Annotated in this window: 11 protein-coding genes and 1 pseudogene; 5 read left to right on the top strand and 7 right to left on the bottom strand. The window is 56.9% G+C overall.

The window, feature by feature from the left end; translation table 11 throughout:
• Positions 1–18: 18 nt before the first annotated feature.
• Positions 19–570: a DNA-3-methyladenine glycosylase I gene (locus QRN20_RS07145; protein ID WP_004882470.1), complete on the bottom strand. Its 552-nt coding sequence runs from the start codon at positions 568–570 to the stop codon at positions 19–21.
• Between the two features lie 79 nt (positions 571–649).
• Here QRN20_RS07145 and glyQ point away from each other — a divergent pair, with 79 nt between their 5' ends.
• Genes glyQ through QRN20_RS07165 form a run of 4 tightly spaced genes read left to right on the top strand, consistent with a single transcriptional unit; the run spans position 650 to position 5,041 of the window.
• Positions 650–1,597: a glycine--tRNA ligase subunit alpha gene (glyQ, locus tag QRN20_RS07150; protein ID WP_004882469.1), complete on the top strand. Its 948-nt coding sequence runs from the start codon at positions 650–652 to the stop codon at positions 1,595–1,597.
• Positions 1,594–3,648: a glycine--tRNA ligase subunit beta gene (gene glyS, locus QRN20_RS07155; protein ID WP_025996514.1), complete on the top strand. Its 2,055-nt coding sequence runs from the start codon at positions 1,594–1,596 to the stop codon at positions 3,646–3,648. Before glyQ ends, glyS begins: the two co-directional genes overlap by 4 nt.
• Before the next feature lie 10 nt (positions 3,649–3,658).
• Complete coding sequence (gene gmhB / locus QRN20_RS07160; protein ID WP_162868329.1) at positions 3,659–4,216, top strand: D-glycero-beta-D-manno-heptose 1,7-bisphosphate 7-phosphatase; 558 nt, start codon at positions 3,659–3,661, stop codon at positions 4,214–4,216.
• 54 nt (positions 4,217–4,270) lie between these two features.
• Positions 4,271–5,041 carry a lysophospholipid acyltransferase family protein gene (locus QRN20_RS07165; protein ID WP_004882466.1) on the top strand — a complete coding sequence of 257 codons (771 nt, stop codon included), beginning with the start codon at positions 4,271–4,273 and terminating at the stop codon, positions 5,039–5,041.
• Between the two features lie 141 nt (positions 5,042–5,182).
• Here QRN20_RS07165 and QRN20_RS07170 read toward each other — a convergent pair whose 3' ends face one another.
• Positions 5,183–5,350 (bottom strand): hypothetical protein, encoded by a 168-nt coding sequence (locus QRN20_RS07170; protein ID WP_155400954.1) that lies wholly within the window; start codon positions 5,348–5,350, stop codon positions 5,183–5,185.
• 86 nt (positions 5,351–5,436) lie between these two features.
• Between QRN20_RS07170 and QRN20_RS07175 the strand changes: the two genes are divergently transcribed.
• Entirely contained in the window at positions 5,437–5,970 is a 534-nt protein-coding gene (locus QRN20_RS07175; RefSeq protein ID WP_122415258.1) for a glyoxalase superfamily protein, read from the top strand.
• A 305-nt stretch (positions 5,971–6,275) separates the two neighbouring features.
• Here QRN20_RS07175 and QRN20_RS07180 read toward each other — a convergent pair.
• The 5 genes and pseudogenes from QRN20_RS07180 to dnaA form a co-directional block, all read right to left on the bottom strand.
• Positions 6,276–8,647, bottom strand: a pseudogene (locus QRN20_RS07180) (TOTE conflict system archaeo-eukaryotic primase domain-containing protein).
• A gap of 339 nt (positions 8,648–8,986) precedes the next feature.
• Positions 8,987–11,404 (bottom strand): DNA topoisomerase (ATP-hydrolyzing) subunit B, encoded by a 2,418-nt coding sequence (gyrB, locus tag QRN20_RS07185; protein WP_004882454.1) that lies wholly within the window; start codon positions 11,402–11,404, stop codon positions 8,987–8,989.
• A 4-nt stretch (positions 11,405–11,408) separates the two neighbouring features.
• Positions 11,409–12,512 (bottom strand): DNA replication/repair protein RecF, encoded by a 1,104-nt coding sequence (gene recF, locus QRN20_RS07190; RefSeq protein ID WP_004882453.1) that lies wholly within the window; start codon positions 12,510–12,512, stop codon positions 11,409–11,411.
• Positions 12,513–12,532: 20 nt separating this feature from the next.
• Positions 12,533–13,636: a DNA polymerase III subunit beta gene (gene dnaN / locus QRN20_RS07195; protein WP_004882452.1), complete on the bottom strand. Its 1,104-nt coding sequence runs from the start codon at positions 13,634–13,636 to the stop codon at positions 12,533–12,535.
• Positions 13,637–13,674: 38 nt separating this feature from the next.
• On the bottom strand, positions 13,675–15,207 hold the full coding sequence (gene dnaA / locus QRN20_RS07200) for a chromosomal replication initiator protein DnaA (RefSeq protein ID WP_004882451.1): 1,533 nt from the start codon (positions 15,205–15,207) through the stop codon (positions 13,675–13,677).
• Between the last annotated feature and the right edge of the window lie 84 nt (positions 15,208–15,291).

The following is a 15,291-nucleotide window of genomic DNA, read 5'->3' on the forward strand; positions in this document are numbered from 1 at the left end:
GAGGCAGGCATTGTACCGTCAGCGGCTCAGGATCGCGTACCGATCACAGTCAACGGTGTGGTCCATGACCATTCCACTGGCCTGCATATAGGCATAACAGATGGTCGGACCGACGAAGGTGAAGCCGGCTTTTTTCAGTGCCTTGCTCATGGCTTCGGCTTCAACGGTGATGGCGGGCACCTCGCTGCGGTCCTTGAAATGGTTGATCTTCGGCTGACCGCCGACAAACGACCAGAGCAGGTCAACCGGATCCTTCAGCGCCAGCCAGGCCCTGGCGTTGGTGCGCACGGCCCTGAGCTTGAGGCGATTGCGGATGATAGTCGGATCAAGCATCAATGCATCGATTTCAGTGTCGGTCAGTTGCGCCAGACGCTCGGCATCGAAACCGAACAGCACCTCGCGATATCGGGCCCGGCGTTTGAGAATCGTGATCCAGGAAAGGCCGGCCTGGAACCCTTCGAGCAAAAGCAACTCGAAGAGCTTCTGCGCGTCGCGCAGCGGCACGCCCCACTCCTGATCGTGATAAGCGATGTAAAGGGGGTCTTCGTTGCACCAAAAGCAGCGTGTCATAGGGCTCCCAAGGGTGGACGTGCAGCCGAATCGGGTATACTCCCGCTCTTTGAATCGCAGCCCAGCACAGGTGAAATTTGTGAGCCAGCCTACGCCAGCCGTGCGTACCTTCCAAGACTTGATCCTCGCCCTCCAGCAATACTGGGCAGAACAAGGTTGCGTGGTACTTCAGCCCTACGATATGGAAGTAGGCGCCGGCACCTTCCACACCGCCACGTTTCTGCGCGCCGTAGGCCCGGAAACCTGGAATGCCGCCTACGTTCAACCAAGCCGTCGTCCTACAGACGGCCGTTATGGCGAGAACCCCAACCGCCTGCAGCACTACTACCAGTTTCAGGTGATCCTGAAGCCGAACCCGGACAACTTCCAGGAACTGTACCTGGGCTCGCTCAAGCACATCGGCCTCGACCCGCTGGTGCACGACGTACGTTTCGTCGAAGACAACTGGGAATCGCCGACGCTGGGTGCCTGGGGTCTGGGCTGGGAAATCTGGCTCAACGGCATGGAAGTGTCGCAGTTCACTTACTTCCAGCAGGTCGGCGGTCTGGAATGCTATCCGGTGACCGGTGAGATCACCTACGGTCTGGAACGTCTGGCCATGTATCAGCAGGGCGTGGACTCGGTCTACGATCTGGTCTGGGCTGACGGTCCGTTCGGTAAAGTCACCTACGGCGATGTGTTCCATCAGAACGAGGTTGAGCAATCGACCTACAACTTCGAACACGCCAACGTCGACAAGCTGTTCGAGCTGTTCGATTTCTACGAAAGCGAAGCGGCCCGCCTGATCGAACTCGAGCTGCCATTGCCGGGTTACGAGATGGTCCTCAAGGCCTCGCACACCTTCAACCTGCTGGATGCCCGTCGCGCCATTTCCGTGACTGCGCGTCAGCAGTACATCCTGCGCGTGCGCACACTGGCTCGCTCGGTGGCTCAGGCTTATCTGCAAGCCCGGGCAAAACTCGGCTTCCCGATGGCGCCGCCCGATCTGCGCGACGAAGTGTTGGCTAAGCTGGAGGCTGCACAATGAGTGCTCAAGATTTTCTCGTAGAACTGGGCACCGAAGAGCTGCCGCCCAAGACCCTGAGTTCGCTGGCCGACGCGTTTCTGGCCGGCATCGAAAAGGGCCTGCAGAGCGCTGGCCTGACTTACAGCGCCAAACAGGTCTACGCCGCACCGCGTCGTCTGGCTGTGCTGATCACCGAGCTGTCCACACAGCAACCGGATCGTGCAGTCAATCTGGACGGCCCGCCACGTCAGGCAGCGTTCGATGCTGATGGCAACCCTACACAGGCTGCCCTGGGCTTCGCCAAGAAGTGCGGCGTTGACCTGAGCGAAATCGATCAGAGCGGCCCGAAGCTGCGTTACAGCCAGAACATCGTCGGCAAGCCGACCGTGTCGCTGCTGCCGACCATCGTCGAAGACTCGCTGAACGACCTGCCGATTGCCAAGCGCATGCGCTGGGGTGCTCGCAAGGAAGAGTTCGTGCGTCCGACCCAGTGGCTGGTGATGCTGTTCGGCGATCAGGTCGTCGATTGCACAATCCTGGCTCAAACCTCGGGTCGTCATTCGCGTGGCCACCGCTTCCATCATCCGGAAGACGTGCGCATCTCCTCGCCTGCCGGCTACCTTAGCGACCTGCGTGCAGCCAATGTACTGGCTGACTTCAACGAGCGTCGTCAGATCATCAGCAAACGCGTCGAAGAGCTGGCCACCCAACAGGAAGGCACCGCCATCGTGCCGCCAGGCCTGCTGGACGAAGTGACCGGTCTGGTCGAATGGCCAGTGCCGCTGGTGTGCTCGTTCGAGGAACGTTTCCTTGAAGTGCCTCAGGAAGCGCTGATCACCACCATGCAGGACAACCAGAAGTACTTCTGCCTGCTGGACGCCGACGGCAAGCTGCTGCCGCGCTTCATCACGGTCGCGAACATCGAGAGCAAGGATCCGGCACAGATCATCGCCGGTAACGAGAAGGTGGTTCGCCCACGCCTGACCGACGCCGAGTTCTTCTTCAAGCAGGACAAGAAGCAGAAGCTGGAGACCTTCAACGAGCGCCTGAAGAACGTCGTGTTCCAGGCTCAGTTGGGCAGTGTCTACGACAAGGCCGAGCGCGTTTCCAAGCTGGCCGCCTACATCGCACCACGCATCGGCGGCGACGCTCAGCGTGCAGCGCGTGCGGGTCTGCTGTCCAAGTGCGACCTGTCGACCGAAATGGTCGGCGAGTTCCCTGAGATGCAGGGCGTGGCGGGTTACTACTACGCCAAGGCCGACGGCGAAGCTGAAGATGTGGCGCTGGCGCTGAACGAGCAGTACATGCCGCGCGGCGCAGGTGCCGAGCTGCCGACCACCCTGACCGGCGCGGCCGTTGCCATCGCCGACAAGCTCGACACGCTGGTGGGTATCTTCGGTATCGGTATGCTGCCCACTGGCAGCAAGGACCCCTATGCACTGCGTCGCGCAGCGCTGGGTATCCTGCGCATCCTGATCGAGAAGAAGCTGGACCTGGACCTGATCGAGACCGTGAAATTCGCAGTCACTCAATTCGGTGCCAAGGTGAAGTCGGCCGGTCTGCCGGAGCAGGTGCTGGAGTTCATCTTCGACCGTCTGCGTGCGCGTTACGAAGACGAAGGCGTCGAAGTGGCCGTGTACCTGTCGGTCCGTGCGCTGCAGCCAGGTTCTGCGCTGGACTTCGATCAGCGCGTGCAGGCTGTTCAAGCTTTCCGCAAGCTGCCACAGGCGGCCGCACTGGCAGCGGTGAACAAGCGCGTGTCGAACCTGCTGAGCAAGGCGGAGGGCAACATTGCCCAGACCGTCGAGCCCAAGTACTTCGACAACGCCAACGAGTTCTCGCTGTATTCCGCGATTCAGCAGGCCGACCACGCTGTGCAGCCAATGGCCGCCGAGCGTCAGTACAGCGAATCGCTGGCGCGTCTGGCCAGTCTGCGTGAGCCGGTCGATGCGTTCTTCGAAGCGGTGATGGTCAACGCTGAAGACGCCAACGTACGTGCCAACCGCTATGCGTTGCTGGCCCGCCTGCGTGGCCTGTTCCTCGGCGTAGCTGATATCTCGCTGCTGGGCTGACAAGGAGTCCATGGTGAAACTGCTGATACTGGATCGGGACGGGGTGATCAACGAGGACTCCGACGCTTATATAAAGTCGGTGGAGGAGTGGATTCCAATTCCCGGCTCGATCCAGGCGATCGCAGCGCTGAGCAAGGCCGGCTGGACAGTGGCGATTGCCACCAACCAGTCCGGCATTGCCAGAGGTTATTACGACCTGGCCACTCTGGACGCCATGCACGCGCGACTGCGCGAGCTGGTGGCAGAGCAGGGTGGCGAGGTTGGTTTGATCGTCTACTGCCCGCATGGGCCAGACGAAGGCTGCGACTGCCGAAAGCCCCGGCCCGGCATGTTGCAGACCATCGCCCGACATTACGCAGCCGACCTGAAGGGTCTATGGTTTGTGGGCGACAGCAAAGGTGACCTGCTGGCGGCTTTGGCCGTCGATTCTCAGCCTGTTCTGGTGAAGACCGGCAAAGGTCAGAAGACCCTGGCCGGCGGCGTGCCGACCGGCACTCTTGTTTTTGACGATCTGGCGGCGGTTGCCGCAGAACTTATCCACACCAGCGTTGCGCAGAACAACCACTGAGTTCGGTCCGCAGCGCTCAAGGAGCGGGCACCTGCCCGTACGGTAAACGTAACTATGTCGATCATGCAGGCAATCAGGACTTTCTTCTTCTACCTGTTGCTGGGCACCAGCTCGCTGCTGTGGTGCACCTTGAGCTTTTTTATCGCACCGTTCCTGCCGTTCAAGGCTCGTTATCGATTCATCAACGTCTACTGGTGCCGCTGCGCTATCTGGCTGACCCGTGTGTTCCTCAACATCAAGGTTGAAGTCACTGGCGCCGAGAACGTCCCGAAAACCCCGTGCGTGATCATCTCCAACCATCAGAGCACATGGGAAACCTTCTTTCTGTCGGCTTACTTCGAGCCACTTAGCCAGGTGCTCAAGCGCGAACTGCTCTATGTGCCGTTCTTTGGCTGGGCCATGGCCATGCTTCGTCCTATTGCGATTGACCGTGATAACCCCAAGGCTGCGCTCAAGGCAATCGCCAAGAAGGGCGACGAACTGCTCAAGGATGGGGTCTGGGTCCTGATCTTCCCGGAAGGCACTCGCGTGCCGTATGGCCAGGTCGGCAAGTTCTCCCGTGGCGGCACGGCGCTGGCAGTCAATGCCGATCTGCCTGTACTGCCGGTAGCTCATAACGCAGGCAAATACTGGCCGAGAGACGGTTGGGCGAAAAAGCCCGGAACGATACAGGTTGTGATCGGCGAACCCATGTACGCCGAAGGCACAGGCCCCCGCGCCATCGCCGCACTGAATGAGCGCGTTCAGACGTGGAATGAAGAGACTCAGCGTGCACTGGGTTCGCCGGCTGCACCGGTATCGAGCGGCGAAAAAGTCCCAGCCTGATTTTGTGGATAACCTGTGTACGCTTTTTTGATAAACGGCGAAAAACGCACGTAACGTATTGATCGGACTATTTATTTCTTTAAGCCATTAACAACCCCAAAACGTGCATAAGTTTTGGTGATACAAAAAAACCGACCTGTTTCAGGTCGGTTTTTTATTGCCTTTCAAATGACGATTTTCATAAAAGCCAAGCGTCCCTGGTTTGTGCAAACAGTTGCCGACTTTCGCCTCGAATGAGGCCTGTGTACTATCCATCCCACTCAGGCCGATGCTGCCCGCCGCTCGCTCCGCAAGGAAAGGTGAAAGCATTGCGACTCCCAACCCCACTGCATCGTTATCGACCGGTCGAGGCTTGGCAACGCGGGCACCAGCATGCTTCGACTCAGGGAGAAATGATGTCATCCATCGAGAACGCCAAACAGTTGGCCAAGGCGCTACGTACCGCGCTGGCAGCGCACGATCAGCACGTGTCCCACTCTGAAGCGCTGGAACTGGTTTCCCGGCAACTGGGTTACAAGGACTGGAACACCGCCTCGGCCCAGTTGCCGCGAGAAACTTCCCAGCCCACAGCCGTCACCTTCAAAAGCCCCATACCAATACTGAGGATGTTCGACGAAGCCAAGGCCCGTGAGTTCTACCTGGACTTTCTAGGCTTCAGCGTCGAGTTCGAGCATCGCTTCGAAGCTGATCTGCCGTTGTACCTGGGCATCATCAGGGACGGTTTGCGGCTTCACCTCTCCGAACATCATGGCGACAGCAGCCCTGGTTCGACGGTGTTTGTCCCGATGCAAAACATCGAAATGCTGCGCGATGAATTGCAGGCCAAGCGTTACGGATATGGCCGTCCCGATATCGTGGAGCAGGGGTGGGGGAGAGTGCTTGAGGTTTATGATCCGTTCGGGAATCGGATTCGGTTTTGTGAGAGTTGAAGTGGCGCTTGCCTGATCCTGTAACCCCGTAACCCGTCCAGAACGCGTACAAACAAAAACCCCGGCTTTCGCCGGGGTTGATGGTGAAGCATGCGTTCTGGATGTCGAGGGGGGCATATTAAGTGCCGTGGCTATTCTAGGTGGAAGCAGGGTTCCACGTGGAACAGGGGCACGATAACTGTCACATCTGAGCCACAATTAGTGTCGTACTGCGGGCTATTGACCTTACTAGATGTCGATTCCACAACCAGCTTCCTCACCTCATGAAGGAGCTTGCTGGCGGAATCCAAAAAGGAACCGTTCTGCTAGAGCAAGTCCATCGTGGCTAGGGAGTCAGCCATTCGATAACCCATCGCTTTGTACCCCGCCTGCCGTTTATCCCACATCCTCATCAAAGCAGCATTGCCCGCGTCAACGAAGTCGATCACTCGAACGTCGACCTTATCGGCATGTGATCGATGCAACCGCCCCGCATATTGCTGAAGAATGCCCTTCCATGAGATGGGCATTGCCAGCACCAGCGTATCCAACGGAGGATGATCGAAGCCTTCACCTACTAGTTTTCCTGTTGCCAGCAGCACTCGTGGTGTATCGGGGGGAAGGGACTCAAGCTCATGCATACGTGAAATACGCTGTCTCTTAGGCACTCGCCCATGAAGCGTAAAAAGGTTATGCACGCGCTGCTTCAATTCTAATTCAAGGGCACCCACATGTTCCGTCCGCTCCGTTAGCACTAGAATTTTTCGGCCCTCGTTGTACGCCAGCTCAATATCCGAGACGATTTTGGCTGTCCGCTCAGAGTCTTCGGCTAGACGCCGAAAAACGTCCTGAATCCCAAAGCCCTCGGGGACCACTATTGGTTTGGGCAGCAATCGAGGCACGACAGATAGGTCATGGGGCGCACTCGCTGGTCGAGCAGCAGAATGTCGGATCGGTCCGCACTGCATGAAAATAATGGGCTGCTGCCCATCTCGGCGCACTGGGGTTGCTGTGAGTCCCAGTACGTACCGCGCGGTCGCGCTCCTCAGTAGCGCCTCGAATGACACTGCTGATAGGTGATGGCACTCATCAACGAAGACCTGGCCGTAATTTTTTACCTGATCGCTGATCTCGCCTTTTCGCGATAGCGACTGCATTACGGCAATGTCGATGATGCCTGTGAGCTTCGCTTTTCCGCCCCCAAGAATACCAACGACACCATTCCCGACTCCCAAGAACGCCTGCAAACGCTCTTGCCACTGCCTTAACAGTTCCGTCCGATGCACAAGCACCAACGTGTTAATACCACGTGCGGCAATCAACGCAGCAGCACTCACCGTTTTACCGAAAGCTGTCGGCGCGCAGAGGATACCGGTGTCATGACTTAGCATTGCGCTGACAGCAGCCTCTTGGTCAGAACGCAGGGTCCCGAGAAAGCTCACGTCGATGGGGGAGCCCCCGAAGCGTTCGTCTTTAAGAATAGGGGTAATCCCGCTTTCCTCTAAAAGCTCCAGCGCAGCATCCAGACAGCCACGTGGTAACGCAATATGTTTGGGGAAGTTCTGGGCACAACCGATAATCCTCGGCTTGTTCCACACGGACATGCGCATGGCCTGAGCCTTGTAGAACTCAGGATTTTGAAAGGCAGCGAGCCGGACAAGCTGGTTTGCCAATGGCTGTGGCAATTCCGACTTTTCAAAATAAATTAGGTTAGCCAGCGTGATGTTGACAGCATCAGGCAACGGGCATGTCAATTTACGTGATCTCGATTCACGATCTTTCCAAGGTTCTTCATCACCTTCGTCATCGACATAGGCGACCCCTAGCGGGTCCTGATTACCCATCGCCTGAATAATAACGGGCTGGATATCTTCTGGACTCATGCGCTGAATCGATGCCAGGAAGGCCCATTGATCACGATGAGGCTCAAGCGAGTCGTCTACAAAAACGCTATTGTTTTGGGCTCTGGCCCGCTTTTGTAAAGGGAGCGCGATGAGATTTCCAAAGCCGCCTTTGGGCATATAGTCCTGGTTTGGAAACAGTCGATCATAGGAGCTGAGCGCCAACTGCCGGGTGCGTTCACAGGCATGACTGATGATTGCGGCACCGAGGCGACGCGCATCGCAGGCAGGAACATTACGCTCAAAGAAAATCCAGCCATGAGCTCCTCGGCCTGAGCGCGATACTTCCAGTGCCACCGGGATGTTTAGTTCATGGCATGACTGCACAAAGCTTTTGAATCATCACGCCATTCGGCCTCATCAAAGTCGACCGCCAAAAAATAACACGTGTCATCAGAGAGTAGGGGGTAGATACCAACGACCACTTCGCCCGCCAGATGGCGATAGACCACTTCATCGGTCAGGGGAAGCAGTTGACGGTTACCGCAGTCGCCACATTTAATTCGGGGCTTCTCACAAACGCCAGGCCTCCATTCGTTTGCGCAAGCGGGTGCGTATCCTGATTTGCCGGCCTTGCTTTCCCAACGTATGGGATAAACGTCCGTCCTGCCGCGAAACAAGCCTCGGAATAGGGCAAGCTTTCCATCAGTATCGAGTTGTTGCGAGCGCCCAGCTGGAGCCGCTGGTAGCTTGACCAGCTCATTATGCAGCCGCCATTCAATGCCATGAGCATCCAACAAGGCAATCAGCCGAGCATTTTCAGCCTGTAGCTTCGCTACCAGATTTGGGTCCGTCACCCGCGTTCAGCCTCTAAATCTCAGAGAAAGACTATAGCCTAACGCTACAATCCTCTGCCCATCAGAAAAATCCAGGCAATCAAACGCCTGAGCTCGCCGTTTATTCGCTATTTCAGAAGGGGGAAGTTTGGCAAGCTTTATCGAGGGATATTCAGCGCACACAATACATCTTGCTACGTCCATAACAATAACTTCAGCTAAAGCCTAATATGCAGACGCATCAGGACAATAATGTGTCCTCAGATTGCAAAAACCCCAGCCTTTAAGGCTGGGGTTTTTTCTGAACAGGCGACAATAATCTGCCACTTGCGACACTTAAAGCGCCCATCGATAACTGGATCAGAAATCCAGATTCGAAACCGCCAACGCATTGCTCTCGATGAAGTCACGGCGTGGCTCGACCGCATCACCCATCAGGGTGTTGAAGATCTGATCAGCGCCGATGGCGTCTTCGATGGTGACCTTGAGCATGCGGCGCACGCTTGGGTCCATGGTGGTTTCCCACAGCTGATCCGGGTTCATCTCGCCCAGACCTTTGTATCGCTGGATGGTGTGGCGCTTGGTGCTTTCGGCCATGAGCCAGGCGAGGGCGTCCTTGAACTCCGTAACCTGTTTCTTGCGCTCGCCGCGTTGCACGTAGGCGCCTTCTTCCAGTAAGGAGCTGATCTGCAGGCCCAGGGCAGTGACGGTCTTGTAGTCGTTGCTGCCGAAGAAGTCGCGGTTGAAGGTGACGTAGTTCGACAGACCGTGGGAGATCAGTTCGACCTCTGGCAGCCAGACGTTACGTTCACGGTCTTCGCGCAGGCTTGCCTTGTAGACCAGACCTGACTTCTCACCGGTGCGCAGACGCGCATCGAACAGGTCCAGCCAGGACTGCATGGCAGCGTGGTCGGAAAGCTGTTCCAGCGTGACAGGAGGCAGATAGACGAAGTGCTCGGTCAGTTCCTGAGGGTACAGGCGCGACAGACGCTTGAGCGTCTTCATGACCATGCGGAAGTCATTCACCAGACGCTGCAGCGCCTCACCGGAGATACCCGGAGCAGACTCGCTGAGGTGCAGGCTGGCGTCTTCCAGAGCCGACTGGGTCATGTACTCTTCCATGGCCTCGTCGTCTTTGATGTACTGCTCCTGCTTGCCTTTCTTGACCTTGTACAGCGGCGGCTGAGCGATGTAGATGTAGCCACGCTCGATCAACTCCGGCAACTGACGGAAGAAGAAGGTCAGCAGCAGGGTACGGATGTGAGAACCGTCGACGTCAGCATCGGTCATGATGATGATGTTGTGATAACGCAACTTGTCGATGTTGTACTCTTCGCGGCCGATGCCACAGCCCAGCGCAGTGATCAAGGTGCCCACTTCCTGCGAAGAGATCATCTTGTCGAAACGCGCTTTTTCAACGTTCAGGATCTTGCCCTTGAGCGGCAGGATGGCCTGGGTTTTACGGTTACGCCCCTGCTTGGCTGATCCGCCAGCAGAGTCCCCTTCCACCAGATACAGTTCGGAGAGGGCAGGGTCTTTTTCCTGGCAGTCAGCGAGCTTGCCTGGAAGACCGGCGATGTCCAATGCACCTTTACGGCGGGTCATCTCACGGGCCTTGCGAGCAGCTTCACGCGCGCGCGCAGCGTCGATCATCTTGCCGACGACAGCCTTGGCTTCGTTCGGGTTTTCCAACAGGAAGTCGGAGAAGTACTTGCCCATTTCCTGCTCGACAGCAGTTTTGACTTCGGACGAAACCAGCTTGTCCTTGGTCTGCGAGCTGAACTTGGGATCAGGCACTTTCACCGAGATGATCGCTGTCAGACCTTCACGCGCATCATCACCGGTGGTGGCGACTTTGTGCTTCTTGGCCAGGCCTTCCTGCTCGATGTAGTTGTTCAGGTTACGGGTCAGTGCAGAGCGGAAGCCCACGAGGTGAGTACCACCGTCGCGTTGCGGGATGTTGTTGGTGAAGCACAACAGATTTTCGTTAAAGCTGTCGTTCCACTGCAACGCGATCTCGACACCCACACCGTCATCACGCTGGACGTTGAAGTGGAACACTTCGTTAACCGGCGTCTTGTTGGTGTTCAGGTATTCGACGAACGCACGCAGACCACCCTCGTACTTGAACAGCTCTTCTTTGCCGCTGCGCTCGTCCTTCAGCATGATGCCGACACCGGAGTTCAGGAAGGACAGTTCACGAATCCGCTTGGCCAGGATGTCCCAGCTGAAGTGGATGTTCTTGAACGTGTCTGCAGAAGGCTTGAAGTGGATCTGAGTACCCGTGGTATCGCTCTCGCCTACGATCTTCATCGGTTCCTGTGGAACACCATGGACGTAAGTCTGCTCCCAGATCTTGCCGCTGCGACGCACAGTCAGCAGCAGAATTTCCGAGAGGGCGTTTACTACAGAGACACCCACGCCGTGCAGGCCGCCGGACACCTTGTACGAGTTGTCGTCGAACTTACCGCCAGCGTGGAGCACGGTCATGATGACCTCGGCTGCCGACACGCCTTCTTCTTTGTGCACGTCTACCGGAATACCGCGACCGTTGTCGCGGACGGTGATCGATTCATCAGGATGGATGATGATACTGATGTCGTCGCAATGGCCTGCCAATGCTTCGTCGATCGAGTTATCAACCACCTCGAATACCATGTGATGCAGACCGCTACCGTCGTCTGTATCGCCGATATACATTCCGGGACGCTTGCGTACGGCATCAAGTCCTTTCAGCACTTTAATGCTGGACGAGTCGTACGTTTGATTTTCGCTCATGCAATCACTCCCGATGGTCGTGGGTCTGGGTGATACGGCCTTGTTCCACGTGGAACAAAGCGACTGGCGTTTCCGTCTGCCAGCCTTCCCTCAAAAATTCTTGGTCTACACAGGTAATAAATACCTGGCAGCGTAATTCTTCCAGCAAACGGCAAAGCGCCCGGCGATGGTTGTCATCCAGTTCGGAAGGCAAGTCATCGACGAGATAGATACACTGACCGCGCCGGACCTGACTAACCAGGTGCCCTTGCGCGATGCGTAATGCACAAACCACCAACTTCTGCTGACCCCGGGACAAAATATCCGCGGCGTTGTGTGCGCCCAATCTAAGACGCAAGTCAGCGCGTTGTGGTCCGGCCTGTGTATGGCCCATCTGCTGATCGCGATTCAGGGAAGAAGCGAGCACTGTGCTCAGCTCTTTTTCCTTGTCCCATCCTCGGTAGTAGCTCAGGGTCAAACCTTCAAGCTCAACAAGTTCGCTCAAAGTTTGTTCAAAGACTGGCTTCAATGCCTTGATGTATGCCCGACGAAACTCGTCGATCTCATCACTCGCCAAGCACAGTTCACGGTCCCATGCCGCCTGTGAAGCGGCGTCAAGTGTACCATGCCGAAGCCATGAGTTTCGCTGCCTCAAGGCCTTCTGGAGCCTCTGCCAAGTGGCCATAAAACGAGGTTCCACGTGGAACACTCCCCAGTCCAGAAACTGTCTGCGAATCTTCGGTGCGCCTTCAAGCAATCTGAAACTGTCAGGATTGATAAGCTGCAAAGGCAGAATTTCAGCGAGCTGTGCAGCACTGCGCGCATTCTGCCCGTCGATGCGGATCTGGAATTCACCTTGTCTGTCACGCGCTACACCCAGACTGCTATGACCGCCTTGGGCAAGCTCGACTTGACCGAAGACCGTGCAAGACGGTTGCTCGTACTGGATGACTGGAAGCAGGCGGCTGCTGCGGAACGAACGAGCGATGCCCAGCAGATGGATGGCTTCCAGTACGCTGGTTTTGCCGCTGCCGTTGGCGCCGTAAAGGATATTGATACGCGGAGAGGGAGAGAGGGTCACCGGGTGCAGATTGCGCACCCCGGTGACCGAGATGCGGCTGAGAGACATCTAGGTTGCGCTGTACATGGTTACAGACGCATCGGCATGACGACATATGCCGAGTCATCATTGTCTGACTCTTGCACCAGCGCACTGCTGTTGGAGTCAGACAGAATCAGACGCACTTGCTCGGTGGTCATCACGCCGAGAACGTCGAGCAGGTAGCTGACGTTGAAACCGATTTCCAGCGAGTCACCGTTGTACTCGACGCCGATTTCTTCTTCCGCTTCTTCCTGCTCAGGGTTGTTCGCCTGAATCTTGAGCTGACCGCTGGCCAGCTGCAGACGAATACCACGGTACTTTTCGTTGGACAGAATCGCGGTACGGCTGAAGGCTTCGCGTAGCGCCTGACGATCGCCCAGCACTAACTTGTCACCACCTTTTGGCAGCACGCGTTCGTAGTCAGGGAATTTACCGTCGACCAGTTTCGAGGTGAAGGTGAACTCGCCTGTGGTCGCGCGGATGTGATGCTGACCCAGTACGATGCTGACCATGCCGTCCTGCTCGGTGAGCAGACGAGCCATTTCCAGAATACCTTTGCGCGGCACGATAACCTGATGGCGATCAGCATGTTCGATATCGGCAGTCATCGAACACATTGCCAGACGGTGGCCATCAGTCGCGACAGCACGCAGTACGCCTGCGCTGACTTCAAGCAACATGCCATTGAGGTAGTAACGCACGTCCTGCTGAGCCATGGCGAAGCTGGTGCGCTCAATCAAACGGCGCAGCTTGCTCTGACCCAACTGGAACGTCAGCGAACCCGGACCTTCTTCCACGGTAGGGAAGTCGTTGGCAGGCAGCGTGGACAAGGTGAAACGGCTACGGCCGGCCTTGACCACCAGCTTGGCGTCGTCGACCTTGATATCGATCAACGCGTCATTGGGCAGGCTTTTGCAGATGTCCATCAGCTTACGCGCAGGGACAGTGATTTCCCCAGGCTCGGCCGGCTCTTCCAGCTGCACGCGTCCAACCAGTTCGACTTCAAGATCGGTACCGGTCAGCGACAGCTGCTGGCCTTCGACGACCATCAATACGTTGGATAGCACCGGCAAGGTCTGACGGCGTTCAACCACGCCGGCCACCAATTGCAGGGGTTTCAACAGGGCTTCGCGTTGAATGGTGAAATGCATGGTCTAGTCCCTTGCCTTAATAAGCTGCACTGGCGTCATCACGTAGTCAGAGTGCGCAGCAGGTTCTTGTAGTCCTCGCGGATATCCGCGTCGGATTCCTTGAGCTCGTTGATCTTTCGGCACGCGTGCAGAACGGTTGTATGGTCGCGGCCGCCAAACACATCACCGATTTCCGGCAGACTGTGGTTGGTCAGCTCTTTGGACAACGCCATCGCAACCTGTCTTGGACGGGCTACAGAGCGGGAACGACGCTTGGACAACAGGTCGGAGATCTTGATCTTGTAGTACTCGGCAACGGTGCGCTGAATGTTATCCACACTCACCAGCTTGTCTTGCAGAGCCAACAGGTCTTTCAGCGACTCACGAATCAGTTCGATCGTGATGTCACGTCCCATGAAGTGCGAGTGCGCGATGACTCGCTTGAGCGCACCCTCGAGTTCACGGACGTTGGAGCGAATGCGTTGCGCGATGAAAAATGCAGCGTCATGGGGCAGATCGACCTTCGCCTGGTCTGCCTTCTTCATGAGAATCGCCACACGGGTTTCCAGTTCGGGTGGCTCGACCGCTACGGTCAGACCCCAGCCGAAACGCGATTTGAGACGCTCTTCGAGACCTTCGATCTCTTTCGGATAACGGTCGCTGGTGAGGATGACCTGCTGTCCGCCTTCAAGGAGCGCGTTGAACGTGTGGAAAAACTCTTCCTGCGAACGTTCCTTGCGGGCGAAGAATTGAATGTCATCGATCAGCAGCGCATCGACCGAGCGATAGAAACGCTTGAACTCGTTGATCGCGTTGAGCTGCAGCGCCTTGACCATGTCGGCCACGAAACGCTCCGAATGCAGGTAGACGACCTTGGCGTTCGGGTTTTTCTTGAGCAGATGGTTACCCACAGCATGCATCAAGTGCGTTTTACCCAGACCGACACCGCCATAAAGGAACAGCGGGTTGTAGCCGTGCTTCGGATTATCTGCGACCTGCCAGGCAGCAGCACGCGCCAGCTGGTTGGATTTACCCTCTACAAAATTCTCGAACGTGAACGTACGGTTCAGGTAGCTGGTGTGCTTGAGCGCACCTTCGACCTGCACGGTACGTTGTTCAGCGCGCGCTGGTGCCTGTTGAGAACTCGCACCGGCCATGGGATCGAAACTGTCACGCGATGGCTCGTTGTGAGCTGGCAGTTCCTGAGCAGGAGAGGGCGACGCTGCCTGGGCAACGGGCGCGGCAACCGGGGCGGGAGCCTGAACGCTGCTGGCCGAATTCGCAGACAAGGCTTGCGAAGCAGCTGCGGCGAGCGGTGCGTTAGGTGCGGCACGCGGCGCAGAGCTGCGTTTGCTTCCTATTAATAAGGAAAGCGCAGGCGCCATCCCTTGACCGTGTTCGCCAAGGAGCTCGAGCAATCGGCCCAGGTATTTTTCATTCACCCAATCAAGCACGAAGCGGTTCGGTGCATAGACACGCAACTCGTCGCCTTCGGCTTCGACCTGTAGCGGACGGATCCAAGTGTTGAATTGCTGGGCAGGCAGCTCATCGCGCAAAAGCTCCACGCACTGCTGCCAAAGTTCCACTGACACGGATATCCCCTAAGTCAAAAGCCGGTGTGGCAAAAACAACCGCCATTGTAACGGTCCGTTGAAGACTTATCCACATGTAGGTTG

This window comes from Pseudomonas sp. fls2-241-TYG-175, from assembly GCF_030209155.1.
GTDB classification, from domain to species: Bacteria; Pseudomonadota; Gammaproteobacteria; order Pseudomonadales; family Pseudomonadaceae; genus Aquipseudomonas; species Aquipseudomonas viridiflava.

Coding starts and splice junctions, on each gene's coding strand:
- recF (WP_004882453.1), bottom strand. CDS start 12,512: ATGTCTCTCAGCCGCATCTCGGTCACCGGGGTGCGCAATCTGCACCCG.
- QRN20_RS07170 (WP_155400954.1), bottom strand. CDS start 5,350: ATGCTTTCACCTTTCCTTGCGGAGCGAGCGGCGGGCAGCATCGGCCTG.
- dnaN (WP_004882452.1), bottom strand. CDS start 13,636: ATGCATTTCACCATTCAACGCGAAGCCCTGTTGAAACCCCTGCAATTG.
- QRN20_RS07175 (WP_122415258.1), top strand. CDS start 5,437: ATGTCATCCATCGAGAACGCCAAACAGTTGGCCAAGGCGCTACGTACC.
- gyrB (WP_004882454.1), bottom strand. CDS start 11,404: ATGAGCGAAAATCAAACGTACGACTCGTCCAGCATTAAAGTGCTGAAA.
- QRN20_RS07145 (WP_004882470.1), bottom strand. CDS start 570: ATGACACGCTGCTTTTGGTGCAACGAAGACCCCCTTTACATCGCTTAT.
- gmhB (WP_162868329.1), top strand. CDS start 3,659: ATGGTGAAACTGCTGATACTGGATCGGGACGGGGTGATCAACGAGGAC.
- QRN20_RS07165 (WP_004882466.1), top strand. CDS start 4,271: ATGTCGATCATGCAGGCAATCAGGACTTTCTTCTTCTACCTGTTGCTG.
- glyS (WP_025996514.1), top strand. CDS start 1,594: ATGAGTGCTCAAGATTTTCTCGTAGAACTGGGCACCGAAGAGCTGCCG.